Source organism: Stenotrophomonas sp. FR010 (assembly GCF_047520755.2).
Taxonomy (GTDB): domain Bacteria; phylum Pseudomonadota; class Gammaproteobacteria; order Xanthomonadales; family Xanthomonadaceae; genus Stenotrophomonas; species Stenotrophomonas sepilia.
On record NZ_JAXBQT020000029.1, the window covers coordinates 1 to 15,134 of the forward strand.

Here is a 15,134-nt window from a genome sequence, read left to right on the forward strand (position 1 = left end):
GCCGAGCCCATGCTCGGCTGTTGTCCCTGCAGAAGCAGCCGAGCATGGGCTCGGCTCTACAGACCCTCCGCGCGTAGCCAGCGCCACAGCGTGGTGCGGGATACCCCCAACGCCTGTGCCATCCCCTCACGGTCATTGCGGTGATCCTGCAACAGCGTTTCCAACTGCGCGCGCGGCGGACGCTTGCCGTTGCTTTCCAGCGGCAACATGGTGGCGCTTTCTTTCACCAGTTCGGGCGCGAGCTGCAGCAGGCGCGCTGCATCGATCAATCCTTCCCCAGGCTGCCAGTGGATGCGTAGTCGATCCACCAGATTGCGCAGTTCGCGCACGTTCCCGGGCCACTCGGCGGCGGTCAACATTGCCATCGCAGCTTCGTCCAATGGCGCGTCGATGCCACGCAGCTGGCGGAAGAAGTGCTGTGCCAGCAGCGGGATGTCACTGCGCCGCGCACGCAGCGGGGGCAGGGCGATGCGTAGTGCGGCCAGCCGGTAATACAGGTCGCGACGGAAGCCGCCGGTCGCCGCGTGCTGTTCCAGCGACTTCAGGGTGGCGGCCACCACGCGCAGGTCCACTGCGGTCGGTTCGGTAGCGCCGACACGCAGCACCTCGCGTTCTTCCAGCACGCGCAGCAGGCGGGTCTGCAACGGCAGCGGCAGTTCGCCGATCTCATCCAGGAACAACGTACCGCCATCGGCGGCCTCGACCAGGCCCACGCGACCACCGCGCCGTGCACCAGTGAAGGCACCATCGCTGTAGCCAAACAGTTCGGCTTCCAGCAGTGATTCGCTGATGGCGCCGCAGTTCAGCGCCACGAAGCGCCCGCGACGGCCGCTGGCGGCGTGCAGTTGACGCGCTACCAGTTCCTTGCCGGTGCCGGTTTCGCCGGTGACCAGCACCGTGCTGTCGTGCGGTGCGTAGAGCGCGATTTGAGCGCGTACCTGCGCCATCGCGTCGCTGTCGCCGAGCAGTTCGTGCGCGTCGCTGCGTACTGTCGGGCGCCGGCGCAGGGGCGGCCGGCTGCCCGTGGAGCGGGCCAGGGTCTGGGTCAGTTCGAGGGCGTGTTCGAACGCCTGCCGTACCGAATCGGCGGAGTACAGCAGCACGCCGGGCAGGCCGGCCTGCTCGGCATGGTCGATGGCCATGCCGGTGCCGACGATCACCTCGATGCCGTTGGCACGCAGGTCGGCAATGCAATCGCGTGCGTCCTCGCGGGTGACGAAGCGACGGTGCTCGATCTCCAGGCCAAAACTCTGCTGGAAGTTGCTGAACACCGGTACGTCGCTGGCGTGGGTGACCAGGCCGATGCGGCTGGCGATCCGCCGCGCGCGCGCCAGTGCTTCCATCAGGTCGAAGCCGTTGGCCTGGATCGGCACCAGTGGCAACTCCAGCCGCCCGCGCAGCCAGGCCGCATTGGAGCCGCCGGCGATGACCACGTCGCAGTGCTCGCGGCGCAGGCGCTGGCCGATCACATCCACCGCTTCCTCGAAGCCGAGGTTGATCTGCTCGATGCGCGCGCGGCGGTCGAACTCGGGAATGACGTCGCCCAACAGGCCGGTCAGGCGAGAGACGCTGACCGTCCAGATCACGGGGCGACCGGGGTCGGCGTCGGCATGGCGCAGGGGTGAGCGGGGCGGGTACATGGCGGCGGGAGGTCGACGGGATGTTTCATGATACATCCGTTTCAGTGTTTCATATGTTTCAATGTTGCGGGGTGGTCATGCCTGGGAAATCAACGGCTTGCAGCTTGGCATGGGGCTTGCGCTGTCTGTCCCGTACTTCAACCTGGATCGCCGCATGACCGCTTCCGCCCCTTTCTCCGCCGGTGCCCGCTTCCGTGAGGCGCTGGCTGCCGAATCGCCGCTGCAGGTGATCGGCGCCATCAACGCCAACCACGCCCTGCTGGCCAAGCGCGCCGGCTTCCGCGCCATCTATCTGTCCGGCGGCGGTGTTGCCGCGGGCTCGCTGGGCCTGCCGGACCTGGGCATCAACACCCTGGAAGACGTGCTGGTGGACGTGCGCCGCATCACCGATGTCTGCGACCTGCCGTTGATGGTGGACATCGACACCGGCTTCGGCCCGAGCGCGTTCAACATCGCGCGCACCGTGAAGTCGCTGATCAAGGCCGGTGCGGCCGCCTGCCACATTGAAGACCAGGTCGGCGCCAAGCGCTGCGGTCACCGTCCGGGCAAGGAGATCGTGTCGCAGGGTGAAATGGTCGACCGCGTGAAGGCTGCCGCCGATGCCAGGACCGATCCGGACTTCTTCCTGATCGCGCGTACCGACGCCATCCAGGTGGACGGGGTGGACAAGGCCATCGAGCGCGCCATCGCCTGTGTCGAGGCTGGTGCCGACGGCATCTTCGCTGAGGCGGCCTACGACCTGGACACCTACCGCCGCTTCGTCGACGCGGTGAAGGTGCCGGTGCTGGCCAACATCACCGAATTCGGTGCCACCCCGCTGTTCAGCCGCGATGAACTGGCTTCGGCCGGTGTTGCGATCCAGCTGTTCCCGCTGTCGGCGTTCCGCGCGGCCAACAAGGCGGCCGAGAACGTCTACCAGGCGGTGCGCCGCGATGGCCACCAGCGCAACGTGGTGGAAACCATGCAGACCCGCGAAGAACTCTACGACCGCATCGGCTACCACGCCTTCGAGCAGCAGCTCGATGCGCTGTTCGCCGCCAAGAAATAAGCAGTACCCTGCACCATCAAGTTTCGGAGGGAAACATGAACGATACGACCGCAACCCCGACCTTCAAGCCGAAGAAGTCCGTCGCCCTGTCCGGCACCGCCGCCGGCAACACCGCGCTGTGCAGCGTGGGCCGCAGTGGCAACGACCTGCATTACCGTGGCTACGACATCCTGGACCTGGCCAACACCAGCGAGTTCGAGGAAATCGCCTACCTGCTGGTGCACGGCAAGCTGCCGACCCGCGCCGAGCTGGTTTCGTACAAGGCCAAGCTGAAGTCGCTGCGTGGCATCCCGGCCGCGGTGAAGGCCGCGCTGGAAGAACTGCCGCCGTCGGCACACCCGATGGACGTGATGCGCACCGGTGTGTCCGTGCTCGGCTGCGTGGCGCCGGAGAAGGATGACCACAACCATCCGGGCGCGCGCGACATTGCCGACAAGCTGATGGCCTGCCTCGGCTCGATGCTGCTGTACTGGTACCACTGGAGCCACAACGGCCGTGCCATCGACGTGGAAACCGACGATGACTCGATCGGTGGCCACTTCCTGCACCTGCTGCACGGCGAGAAGCCGCAGGACTCGTGGGTGAAGGCGATGCACACCTCGCTGATCCTGTACGCCGAGCACGAGTTCAACGCCTCGACCTTCACCTGTCGTGTCATCGCCGGTACCGGCAGCGACATGTACAGCGCGATCTGCGGTGGCATCGGCGCACTGCGTGGCCCGAAGCACGGCGGCGCCAATGAAGTGGCGTTCGAAGTGCAGAAGCGCTACGACAATCCGGATGAGGCCGAGGAAGACATCAAGGCCCGCGTCGAGCGCAAGGAAGTGGTGATCGGCTTCGGCCATCCGGTCTACACCGTGTCCGATCCGCGCAACAAGGTGATCAAGGATGTGGCCCGCGAGCTGTCCGAAGAACAGTCGAGCATGAAGATGTACGACATCGCCGAGCGCCTGGAATCGGTGATGTGGGACATCAAGAAGATGTTCCCGAACCTGGACTGGTTCAGCGCCGTCAGCTACCACATGATGGGCGTGCCGACCGCGATGTTCACTCCGCTGTTCGTGATCGCCCGCACCGCCGGCTGGAGCGCGCACATCATCGAGCAGCGCATCGACGGCAAGATCATCCGCCCGAGCGCCAACTACATCGGTCCGGAAGACCGCGACTTCGTCGCCATCGACAAGCGCGTCTGATCCACCTGCTGTCCCCATCCGGCCGGCCGCGTGCCGGCCGGATGCTTTCGCCGCCGCACCGCCGGCACCCGGCCCGCCCCAAGCATTCCGCCAGCCCATGAATACCGATTACCGCAAGAACCTCCCCGGCAGCGCGCTGGACTATTTCGACGCGCGCGCCGCCGTCGATGCAATCCAGCCCGGCGCCTACGCCACTCTGCCGTACACCTCGCGCGTGCTGGCCGAGAACCTGGTGCGCCGCTGCGATCCGGCCACGCTTGGCGACTCGCTGAAGCAGCTGATCGAGCGCCGCCGCGACCTCGATTTCCCATGGTTCCCCGCGCGTGTGGTCTGCCACGACATCCTCGGCCAGACCGCACTGGTTGACCTGGCCGGCCTGCGCGATGCGATCGCCGACAAGGGCGGTGACCCGGCCAAGGTCAATCCGGTGGTGCCGGTGCAGCTGATCGTCGACCACTCGCTGGCGGTGGAGTGCGGTGGTTTCGACCCGCAGGCGTTCGAGAAAAACCGTGCGATCGAGGATCGCCGCAACGAAGATCGTTTCCACTTCATTGACTGGACCAAGCAGGCGTTCCAGAACGTGGACGTGATTCCGCCGGGCAACGGCATCATGCACCAGATCAACCTGGAGAAGATGTCGCCGGTGGTCTACGTGCAGGACGGCGTGGCGTTCCCCGACACCTGCGTGGGCACCGACAGCCACACCCCGCACGTGGATGCGCTGGGCGTGATCGCGATCGGTGTGGGCGGCCTGGAAGCCGAGAACGTGATGCTCGGTCGTGCCTCGTGGATGCGGCTGCCGGACATCATCGGCGTCGAGCTGTCCGGCAGGCCGCAGCCGGGCATCACCGCCACCGACGTGGTGCTGGCGCTGACCGAATTCCTGCGCAAGGAGCGCGTGGTCGGCGCGTACCTTGAATTCTTCGGCGAGGGGGCGGCGGCACTGACCATCGGTGACCGCGCCACCATCTCCAACATGTGCCCCGAATACGGCGCGACCGCCGCGATGTTCTACATCGACGGGCAGACCATCGATTACCTGCGCCTGACCGGCCGCGAGGAATCGCAGGTGGCGCTGGTGGAGAACTACGCCCGCACCACTGGCCTGTGGGCTGACGACCTGGCCACCGCGCAGTACGAGCGCGTGCTGCGCTTCGACCTGTCCAGCGTGGTGCGCAACATGGCCGGCCCGTCCAACCCGCACAAGCGCGTGGCGACCGCCGAGCTGGCCGAGCGCGGCATCGCCGACGAGGCCAAGCTGGCAGCGGGCAAGGCCGAGCAGGCGCAGGGCCTGATGCCGGATGGCGCGGTGATCATCGCCGCCATCACCAGCTGCACCAACACCTCCAACCCGCGCAACGTGATCGCTGCCGGCCTGCTGGCACGCAAGGCCAACAAGCGCGGCCTGCTGCGCAAGCCGTGGGTGAAGTCATCGCTGGCGCCCGGCTCGAAGGCGGTGCAGCTGTACCTGGAAGAGGCCGGCCTGCTGCCGGACCTGGAAAAGCTGGGCTTCGGCATCGTCGCCTTCGCCTGCACCACCTGCAACGGCATGAGCGGCGCGCTCGATCCGGCCATCCAGCAGGAGATCATCGACCGGGACCTGTACGCCACGGCTGTGCTGTCGGGCAACCGCAACTTCGATGGCCGCATCCACCCGTATGCAAAGCAGGCCTTCCTGGCGTCGCCGCCGCTGGTGATCGCCTATGCCATCGCCGGCACCGTGCGCTTTGACATCGAGAAGGACGTGCTGGGCGTGGACGCCGACGGCAACGAGGTGCGCCTGAAGGACATCTGGCCGAGCGACGCCGAGATCGACGCCGTGGTCAAGGCCTCGGTGAAGCCGGAGCAGTTCCGCCGCGTCTACAACCCGATGTTCAATGTGCGCGTGGAGCACGGCGCGACGGTCAGCCCGCTGTACGACTGGCGCCCGCAGAGCACCTATATCCGTCGCCCGCCGTACTGGGAGGGCGCACTGGCCGGTGAGCGCACGCTGTCGGGCATGCGCCCGCTGGCGGTGCTGCCGGACAACATCACCACCGACCACCTGTCGCCGTCCAACGCGATCCTGGCCTCCAGTGCCGCCGGTGAGTACCTGGCGAAGATGGGCCTGCCCGAAGAGGACTTCAATTCCTACGCGACCCACCGCGGCGACCACCTGACCGCGCAGCGCGCCACTTTCGCCAACCCGAAGCTGTTCAACGAGATGGTGCGCAACGACGACGGCAGCGTGAAGCAGGGTTCGCTGGCGCGCGTGGAGCCGGAAGGCAAGGTGATGCGCATGTGGGAGGCGATCGAAACCTACATGGACCGCAAGCAGCCGCTGATCATCATCGCCGGTGCCGACTACGGCCAGGGCAGCTCGCGTGACTGGGCCGCCAAGGGCGTGCGCCTGGCTGGTGTGGAGGCGATCGTGGCCGAGGGCTTCGAGCGGATTCACCGTACCAACCTGATCGGCATGGGCGTGCTGCCGCTGGAGTTCAAGCCGGGCACCACCCGCCTGACCCTGGGCATCGATGGCACCGAGACCTTCGACGTGGTCGGCGAGCGCACCCCGCGCGCCGAGCTGACGCTGGTCATCCACCGCCGCGACGGCCAGGACGTGATCGTGCCGGTCACCTGCCGCCTGGACAGCGACGAGGAAGTGGCGATCTACGAGGCCGGTGGCGTGTTGCAGCGCTTCGCGCAGGACTTCCTGGAAGGCGCCAAGGTGGCGTGATACCGGCCTGAATGCCTGCCCCCGGAGGCCGGGGGCGGGCTTGTCCGACACCTGGGCAGGGCGCACACTGACTTGGCAAAAACTGCCAATGGAGAGTCTCATGGCCACCATGAACATTTCGCTGACTGATCCGCTCAAGCAGTTCGTGGACGAAGAAGTGCGCGAAGGCGGCTACTCCAGCACGTCGGACTATGTGCGCGACCTGATCCGCCAGCGCCAGCGCAGCAAGGCCGAAGCACTGCTCAAGCAGTTGATTGCCGAGGGGCTGTCTTCTGGGCCTGGCGTCCCGGTGACGGCCGACACATTCGAGCGCATGCGTCGTGAACTGACCGAAAGGATGGAGCGTGAAGGCGATTGAATGGCGACCCAGGGCCGAAGCCGACGCAGCCGATGCCGCACTGTGGTTCGCACGGCAAGGTGGGCTGATACTGGGTCGGCGCTTTCTCGCCGAGTTGGAGGCCACGCTTCAACGCATCGCGGTATGTCCAGGCTCGGGTTCCACCCGGCACGCCGACCTCGCAGCCCAGCTACCGGTGCCGTTGCGGTTCATGCTGGTTCCGGGCTTCGAACGCTACCTCGTCTATTACCTCGATCTACCGGACCGCGTGGACATCATGCGCGTGTGGTGCGTTGATCGTGGTCTTGACGCACTGATGCAAGACATTTCCTGAAATTCAAACGCGTGGATTCGACCATGACCTTCCTCCCGCAACTCCGTATTCCCGCCACCTACATGCGCGGTGGCACCAGCAAAGGCGTGTTCTTCCGCCTGCAGGACCTGCCCGACGCCGCGCAAGTGCCGGGCGCCGCACGCGACGCGCTTTTGATGCGCGTGATCGGCTCGCCCGATCCGTATGGCAAGCAGACTGACGGCATGGGTGGCGCCACCTCCAGCACCAGCAAGTGCGTGATCATCTCCACCTCTTCCGTGCCGGACCACGATGTGGACTACCTGTACGGCCAGGTCTCGATCGATACCGCCTTCGTCGACTGGAGCGGCAACTGCGGCAACCTCAGCACTGCGGTGGGTCCGTTTGCGATCGCCAATGGATTGATCGATCCGGCCCGCGTGCCGCGCGATGGCCTGTGCACCGTGCGCATCTGGCAGGCCAACATCGGCAAGACCATCATCGCCCATGTGCCGATGCGCGATGGCGAAGTGCAGGAGATCGGCGATTTCGAGCTGGACGGCGTGACCTTCCCGGCCGCCGAGATCCAGCTGGAGTTCATCGATCCGTCCGATGACGGCGATGCGGGCGCGATGTTCCCGACCGGCAACCTGGTCGACACCCTGGACGTGCCGGGCGTGGGCAGTTTCGAGGTGACCATGATCACCGCCGGCATTCCGACCATATTCCTCAATGCGGCCGACCTGGGCTACACCGGCACCGAACTGCAGCCTGCGATCAACGAGGACAAGGGGGCGCTGGAGCGCTTCGAGAAGATCCGCGCCTACGGCGCCTTGCGCATGGGGCTGATCAAGAACCTGGAAGATGCGGCGACCCGCCAGCACACGCCGAAGGTGGCCTTCGTGGCACCGGCGCAGGACTACGTGTCGTCCAGTGGCAAGGCCATTCCGGCCTCGGCGATCGACCTGCATGCGCGTGCGTTGTCGATGGGAAAGCTGCACCACGCGATGATGGGTACCGCTGCCGTGGCGATCGGCACCGCGGCAGCGATTCCGGGCACGCTGGTCAATCGCGCTGCTGGAGGCGGCGAACGCGAAGCGGTGACCTTCGGCCATCCCTCCGGCACGTTGCGCGTGGGTGCGCAGGCCGGTCTCGTTGACGGCCAATGGACGGTGACCAAGGCCATCATGAGCCGCAGCGCCCGCGTGCTGATGGAAGGCAAGGTGCGGGTACCGGTAGAGTGATGCGTTGGTGAACGCCAACCAAGGTTGGCGACTACCGGGCCGCAGAGACAGATTGCTTTGGTAGATGCCAACCTTGGTTGGCATGGTGCACGGGCGACCGTGCACCGCAACGAGGAGATCGATAATGTCCGACAGCCACACCCCATCCAACGAGCGTGCAGCGTGGGATGCGCTGCTGGTGGGCATCGTCGACTACGTGCGCGACGCGCGCATCGACTCACCTCTGGCGTTCCAGACCGCGCACCACTGCCTGCTCGACACGCTGGGCTGCGGCCTGGAAGCGCTGTCCTTCCCGGCCTGCAGCAAGCTGCTTGGTCCCCTGGTGCCGGGCATCAGCGTGGTCAACGGCGCGCGCGTTCCGGGTACGCATTACGTGCTGGAGCCGGTGCAGGCCGCCTTCAACATCGGCGCGATGGTGCGCTGGTTGGATTTCAACGATACCTGGCTGGCGGCCGAATGGGGGCACCCTTCGGACAACCTGGGTGGCATCCTTGCCGTCTGCGATTGGCTGGGGCGCAACGCGCAGGCTCTGCGGCGCCCCCCGCCGACCGTGCGCGACGTGCTGCTGGCGATGATCAAGGCGCACGAGATCCAGGGTGTGCTGGCGCTGGAGAATTCCTTCAACCGGGTCGGGCTGGACCACGTGTTGCTGGTCAAAGTGGCCACCACCGCCGTGGTTGCGCAGCTGCTCGGCCTGGATCGCGAGCGCATGCTCAATGCGTTGTCGCTGGCCTGGGTCGATGGCCAGTCCCTGCGCACCTACCGGCACGCACCCAACACCGGCTCGCGCAAGAGCTGGGCCGCCGGCGACGCGACCAGCCGTGGCGTGCGCCTGGCGCTGATGGCGGCCAGTGGCGAGATGGGCTACCCCAGCGTGCTCAGCGCGCCGACCTGGGGCTTTGAAGCGGTGTCGATGCATGGCAAGGCACTGACGCTGGGGCGACCGCTGGGCAGCTACGTGATGGAGAACGTGCTGTTCAAGATCAGCTACCCGGCCGAGTTCCATGGCCAGACCGCGGTGGAGGCGGCCATCACGCTGCACCAGCAGTTGCGTGCGATGGGGCGCCGGGTCGAGGACATCGCGCATATTGCGATCCGGACCCAGGAAGCCTGCATCCGCATCATCGACAAGCAGGGCCAGCTGCATAACCCGGCCGACCGCGACCATTGCGTGCAGTACATGGTCGCCATCGCGCTGCTGCACGGGCGGCTGGTGGCCGAGGACTACGAGGACGACGTTGCAGCTGATCCGCGCATCGATGCCCTGCGGGCGAAGATGGCCTGCCATGAGGATCCGCAACTCAGCGCCGACTACCTGGACCCGGACAAGCGCAGCATCGCCAACGGCCTGGGCGTGCGCTTCAGCGACGGTACTGAGCTGCCCGAGGTACTGGTGGAATACCCGCTCGGCCATGCCCGACGCCGGGAGGAAGGCATTCCGCTGCTGATGGACAAGTTCCGCCGGCACCTGGCCCACCGCTTCCCGACAGTCCAGCAGCAGCGCATCCTGGCGGCATCACTGGATCCGGTGGCGCTGGCGGCAATGCCGGTGACCGACTATGTGGACCTGTACCAGCCGGGGTGAGGCCGCTCTGGTAGATGCCAACCTTGGTTGGCATGTGGGGGGGCGCCAGCCAAGGTTGGCGGCTAGCGGGTCCCGGGCGGAACCGGGTTTCCGACCGCCGGGGCGCCAACGCCTTGACGCGGCCTGCCTATAATGGCCACCTCGATCAAGGAGTGACGACATGAGCGGTCCGGCACGGCGGAAGCGGTGGGGATGGGCGGCGGCGGTACTGGCAGGAGGCCTGTTGCTGGGCCTGGCCGGCTGCCGCAACGACAGCGGGCAGCTGCCCAAGGCCAGTGGCGAGGCGATCACCACCAAGGCCGAGCAGGTGACGGAATTCACCCTGCTGCGGGCCTACCCGGACCAGAAGAATGACGGCCTGTCGCTGGCGCTGGAGTTCTCGCGCCCGCTGGTCGGCACCCAGGATTTCGACACGCTGGTGCGCTTCGAGGAGAAGGTCGGCACCGAAGACAGCAGCTGGACGCTGTCCGATGACGGCCTGACCCTGCGCTACCCGTTTGTCGAGGCCGGCAAGGAGTTCAGCCTGGTGGTCTCGCCGGACCTGCTGGCCGCTGATGGCAGCCGCCTGGGCAAGGAACTGAAGCAGAAGGTGTTCAGCGGCGAGCTGAAGCCGGTGGTTGGCTTCGCCTCGCAGGGCAGCGTGCTGCCTGCCAAGGACAGCCGTGGCCTGCCGGTGGTCTCGGTGAACGTTCCGGAAGTCGACGTCGAATTCCTGCGCGTGCGCGAGAAGGATCTTCCGACCTTCTTCAGCCAGTACCAGCGCGGCGGCCGCCGTGGCAGCTGGGAGCTGAGCAGCGACTACGAGCGCAGCCCGATCAACAAGCTGGCCGAGCCGGTCTACGTCAACCGCTTCATCCTTGGCGGCAAGCAGAACGAGCGGGTGCTGACCTACCTGCCCACCCAGGACATCAAGGAACTGCAGGAGCCGGGCCTGTACTTCGCCCTGCTCAAGCGTACCGGTGACTACGAAGGCGAGTTCGACACCGCGTTCTTCTCGGTCAGCGACATCGGCCTGCATACCCGCGCCTACAAGGACAAGCTGTTCGTGCACACCGCCGGCCTCAAGGACGGCGCGCCACTGAAGGGCATCGACCTGCGCGTGCTCGACGCCAAGGGCGAGGTGGTGCTGAAGGGCAGCACCGACGGCAATGGTAATGCGCTGCTGAACTACACCCTGGATGCCACCCACGTGCTGGTCGCCAGCAGTGGCAAGGACACCAGCTTCCTGCCGTTCAACCAGCCGGCGCTGGACCTGAGCGAATTCGCCGTGGCTGGCCGTGACAACGCCTGGTTCGATGTCTATGCCTGGTCCGGGCGCGACCTGTACCGGCCCGGCGAGACCGTGCGGCTGTCCGCGCTGCTGCGCGACAACGACGGCAAGCCGGTCAAGGCGCAACCGGTGTTCCTGCGCCTGAAACAGCCCGACGGCAAGACCTTCCGCGAGACCCGCCTGCAGCCAGGCGACCAGGGCTACATCAATTTCGAGCAGGTGATCCCAGCCGAGGCGCCGACCGGGCGCTGGCAGGTCGAGTTCCGCACCGACCCGGCCAGCAAGGAAGCGATCCAGGGCATGACCCTGCGCATCGAGGAGTTCCTGCCCGAACGCATGAAGCTGGACCTGGACAGTGCGCAGAAGACGCTGAAGCCGGGTGAGGACCTGCGCCTGCAGGCCAATGGTGCCTACCTGTATGGCGCACCGGCCGATGGCAACCGCTTCACCGCACGCATGGCGGTGGCTGCCGAACAGAAGCCGGTGGACGGCCTGCCGGGCTATTTCTTCGGTGACCCGACCCTGCAGCTGCCGCGCGAGGCCAAGGACGTGATCGATACCACGCTGCCGGCCAATGGCCAGCTGCGTGAGGATGTGGCGTTGCCGGAAGAGGCGGCCAAGGCCAAGGCGCCGATCGCCGTGGTGCTGTCCGGCAGCCTGTATGAAACCGGCGGCCGCACAGTCACCCGCACCCTGAAGCGGGTGATGTGGCCGGCCAATGCGCTGGTCGGCGTGCGGCCGCTGTTCAATCCCGAAGACGGCGCCGATTCCAATGGCAATGCGCGCTTCGAGCTGATGCGCGTGGATGCTGCCGGTACGCCGCAGCCGGCCAAGGGCCTGAAGATCACCCTGGTGCGCGAGCTGCGCGACTACCACTGGACCTTCAACGACAACCGCTGGGACTACGACTTCACCCGCCGTTTCGAGAACAAGGAAACCCGCACCGTCGATGCCGGCAACAGCGCGGTCGCCTTTGATTTCCCGGTGGAGTGGGGCGAGTACCGGGTGGACGTGTTCGATCCGTCCACCGGCCTGACCAGCCGCTATCCGTTCCGTGCCGGCTGGAGCTGGGGCGATGACAACCGTGGCCTGGATGCGCGCCCGGACAAGGTCAAGCTGGGCCTGGACAAGACCGGTTACAAGGCCGGTGACACCCTGGAGGTGACGGTGACCCCGCCGCACGCCGGCAAGGGCATCCTGATGGTCGAGACCGACCGCATGCTGTATGTGCAGGACATCGAGGCCAAGCCGGGTTCGACCTTCAAGATCCCGGTCACCGCCGACTGGGAGCGCCACGACGTCTACATCACCGCGCTGGTGTTCCGTGGCGGCAGTGCGCCGAGCAAGATCACCCCGGCCCGTGCCGTGGGCGTGGTGCACGTGCCGATGGACCGCAAGGGCCGCACCGTGGCCGTCGGCCTGGTCGCGCCCAAGCAGATGCGCCCGGAGCAGGACCTGCCGGTAACCGTCAGTGCGCCGCAGCTGGCCGGCAAGACCGCGCACGTCACCGTTTCGGCGGTGGATGTGGGCATCCTCAACATCACCCGTTTCCCGGTGCCCGATGCCGGTGCACACTTCTTTGCCCAGCGTCGCCTCGGTATCGATGCCTACGACATCTACAGCCGGGTGATCGAGAGCTTCGATGGTGGCAGCGGCAAGCTGAAGTTCGGCGGCGACATGGCGCTGCAGGCATTGCCGCAGGCCAAGCGCCCGACCGCGCGCGTGCAGACCGTGGACCTGTTCTCCGGCCCGGTACAGCTCGATGCCAAGGGCAATGCCCGCATCCGGCTGAAAGTGCCGGACTTCAACGGCACCCTGCGCGTGTCGGCGCTGGTCTACAGCGATGACCAGTACGGCAAGCGCGACGTGGAAACCATAGTGCGCGCACCGATCCTGGCCGAAGCCAGCATGCCGCGCGTGCTGGCCCCGGGCGACCGCAGCACCGTGACCCTGGACGTGCAGAACTTCACCGGCAAGCCGGGCCAGTTCAACGTGAAGGTGGAAACCGAGGGCCCGTTGAACCTGGGCGAGGGCAGCCGCAGCGTGCAGTTGAATGCCGACGCCAAGACCACGCTGAGCTTCCCATTGTCGGCACGCGAAGGCCACAGCGTGGCCAAGGTGAGGGTGCGGGTGGACGGCAACGGCTTCAAGGCCGATCGCCGCTACGACCTGCCGGTGCGTGCGGCGTGGCCGCAGGTGCTACGTTCGCAGGTGCGCACGCTCGATCCGCTGGCGGCGGTCAGCCTCGACAACAGCCTGACCGAGGGCCTGATGTCCGAGTCGGTGAATGCCCGCCTGCTGGTCAGCCCGCTGCCGCCGATCCCGTTCGCCAGTGCACTGCAGGGCGCGCTGAACTATCCATATGGTTGTGCCGAGCAGACCACCAGCAAGGGTTACGCCGCGCTGATCCTGGACCAGGCGACGTCGTCGATGCTCGGCGCCGATGGCTTGGATGCCAAGACCCGCCGCGAGCGCATGGAAGGTGCGTTCGGTCGCCTGGCGTCGATGCAGGTGGCCAACGGCAACTTCTCGATGTGGGGTGACGACGGCTACGTGAACCCGTGGCTGACGCCGTACATCACCGAGTTCCTGCTCGACGCCAAGGACGCCGGTTTTGCGGTGCCCGACAACGTGCTGCAGAAGGCGCTCAACCGGCTCAGCGAGGATCTGCTGTCCGGCGGCAATCAGTTCTACGGCCAGGATGACCGCGAGAAGCTGAAGTTCGCCAACCAGGCCTATTCGGGCTACGTGCTGGCCCGGGTCAACCGTGCGCCGCTGGGCACCCTGCGTACGCTGTACGACAACGAGCGCAGCAAGGCGGTGGGCGGCCTGTCGCTGGTCCACCTGGGCGTGGCGTTGTCACTGCAGGGCGATGCCAAGCGTGGCCAGGCCGCGCTGGCGGCGGCCTTCGCCAAGTCCAGCAGCGAGCGCCCGTCGTACTTCGGCGACTACGGCAGCGCGATCCGCGATGACGCGCTGATGATCGCGCTGACCCACGAGAACAAGCTGGCCAGGCCGGCCTGGGACGCGCGCGCGGTCGACCTCGGTCGTGGCCTGGATGCGCGCCGCAATGCCGGCTGGATGTGGCTGAGCACGCAGGAGCAGGTGGCGATTGCCCGCCTCGGCAAGGCGCTCGCCGCCAATCAGAAGGCACTGGTAGCGGGTGAGCTGGTGATCGGTGGCAGCACCGAAGCGATTGGCGAGCGCAAGCTGTTCGGACGCAACTTCAGCGCCAGCGAGCTGGCCAGTGGCGTGCGCTTCACCCCGCAGGGGCGACCGCCGATGTTCGCCAGCATCGACGTGGCCGGTATCCCGCGCAGTGCGCCCGCACCGGACAACAGCGTAGTGGGTATTGAACGTAGCTACTTCGGTACCGATGGCAAGCCGTGGTCGCCGCGCCCGCTGAAGGAAGGCGAAGCACTGATCGTACGCGTCACCGTCACCGCTGACACCACGATGCCCGATGCACTGCTGACCGACCTGCTGCCGGCGGGCCTGGAGATCGAGAACTTTAACCTGGGCGATGCCAAGCAGTGGGCCGACGTGGTTGTCGATGGCATCACCATCAGCGACCGTGGTGAGGCCGCCGATACCAAGCACGAGGAGTTCCGCGACGACCGCTACGTGGCCGCGCTGAAGCTCTCGCGTGGCAGCAAGGCCAACGTGTTCTACCTGGTCCGCGCGGTGACGCCGGGAACCTACTCGGTGCCGCCGCCGCTGGTGGAGGACATGTACCGGCCGCAGCTGCGCGGCGTCGGCCGCAGCAACCCGACCACGATCACGGTGGTACAGCCGTGACCGCGCGGACG

The 15,134-nt window shown here is 66.6% G+C and carries 9 protein-coding genes; 8 read left to right on the forward strand and 1 reads right to left on the reverse strand.

Annotation, left to right across the window (positions count from 1 at the left end; all coding sequences use genetic code 11):
• Positions 1 to 56: 56 nt before the first annotated feature.
• Positions 57 to 1,640: a propionate catabolism operon regulatory protein PrpR gene (gene prpR, locus ACM0PK_RS19505; RefSeq protein WP_414607777.1), complete on the reverse strand. Its 1,584-nt coding sequence runs from the start codon at positions 1,638 to 1,640 to the stop codon at positions 57 to 59.
• 154 nt (positions 1,641 to 1,794) lie between these two features.
• Here prpR and prpB point away from each other — a divergent pair, with 154 nt between their 5' ends.
• From prpB to ACM0PK_RS19545, 8 genes are all read left to right on the forward strand, one after another.
• Entirely contained in the window at positions 1,795 to 2,688 is an 894-nt protein-coding gene (gene prpB, locus ACM0PK_RS19510) for a methylisocitrate lyase (RefSeq protein ID WP_088496824.1), read from the forward strand.
• 35 nt (positions 2,689 to 2,723) lie between these two features.
• A complete protein-coding gene (gene prpC, locus ACM0PK_RS19515) occupies positions 2,724 to 3,881 on the forward strand; it encodes a bifunctional 2-methylcitrate synthase/citrate synthase (protein ID WP_005418357.1) in 1,158 nt (385 codons plus the stop codon).
• Positions 3,882 to 3,978: 97 nt separating this feature from the next.
• A complete protein-coding gene (gene acnD / locus ACM0PK_RS19520; RefSeq protein WP_414607778.1) occupies positions 3,979 to 6,597 on the forward strand; it encodes a Fe/S-dependent 2-methylisocitrate dehydratase AcnD in 2,619 nt (872 codons plus the stop codon).
• A 100-nt stretch (positions 6,598 to 6,697) separates the two neighbouring features.
• The gene (locus ACM0PK_RS19525; protein WP_111202038.1) at positions 6,698 to 6,955 is read left to right on the forward strand and encodes a type II toxin-antitoxin system ParD family antitoxin; all 258 of its coding nucleotides are present in this window, start codon (positions 6,698 to 6,700) and stop codon (positions 6,953 to 6,955) included.
• Entirely contained in the window at positions 6,942 to 7,268 is a 327-nt protein-coding gene (locus ACM0PK_RS19530; RefSeq protein ID WP_111202037.1) for a type II toxin-antitoxin system RelE/ParE family toxin, read from the forward strand. Before ACM0PK_RS19525 ends, ACM0PK_RS19530 begins: the two co-directional genes overlap by 14 nt.
• 23 nt (positions 7,269 to 7,291) lie before the next feature.
• Positions 7,292 to 8,470 (forward strand): 2-methylaconitate cis-trans isomerase PrpF, encoded by a 1,179-nt coding sequence (gene prpF, locus ACM0PK_RS19535; RefSeq protein ID WP_111202041.1) that lies wholly within the window; start codon positions 7,292 to 7,294, stop codon positions 8,468 to 8,470.
• A gap of 124 nt (positions 8,471 to 8,594) precedes the next feature.
• On the forward strand, positions 8,595 to 10,055 hold the full coding sequence (locus tag ACM0PK_RS19540; protein WP_414607779.1) for a bifunctional 2-methylcitrate dehydratase/aconitate hydratase: 1,461 nt from the start codon (positions 8,595 to 8,597) through the stop codon (positions 10,053 to 10,055).
• Positions 10,056 to 10,215: 160 nt separating this feature from the next.
• Positions 10,216 to 15,123, forward strand: a complete 4,908-nt coding sequence (locus tag ACM0PK_RS19545) for an alpha-2-macroglobulin family protein (RefSeq protein ID WP_414607780.1) — start codon at positions 10,216 to 10,218, stop codon at positions 15,121 to 15,123.
• Positions 15,124 to 15,134: the final 11 nt, after the last annotated feature.

Coding starts and splice junctions, on each gene's coding strand:
- ACM0PK_RS19540 (WP_414607779.1), top strand. CDS start 8,595: ATGTCCGACAGCCACACCCCATCCAACGAGCGTGCAGCGTGGGATGCG.
- ACM0PK_RS19545 (WP_414607780.1), top strand. CDS start 10,216: ATGAGCGGTCCGGCACGGCGGAAGCGGTGGGGATGGGCGGCGGCGGTA.
- ACM0PK_RS19525 (WP_111202038.1), top strand. CDS start 6,698: ATGGCCACCATGAACATTTCGCTGACTGATCCGCTCAAGCAGTTCGTG.
- prpB (WP_088496824.1), top strand. CDS start 1,795: ATGACCGCTTCCGCCCCTTTCTCCGCCGGTGCCCGCTTCCGTGAGGCG.
- acnD (WP_414607778.1), top strand. CDS start 3,979: ATGAATACCGATTACCGCAAGAACCTCCCCGGCAGCGCGCTGGACTAT.
- prpC (WP_005418357.1), top strand. CDS start 2,724: ATGAACGATACGACCGCAACCCCGACCTTCAAGCCGAAGAAGTCCGTC.
- prpR (WP_414607777.1), bottom strand. CDS start 1,640: ATGTACCCGCCCCGCTCACCCCTGCGCCATGCCGACGCCGACCCCGGT.
- prpF (WP_111202041.1), top strand. CDS start 7,292: ATGACCTTCCTCCCGCAACTCCGTATTCCCGCCACCTACATGCGCGGT.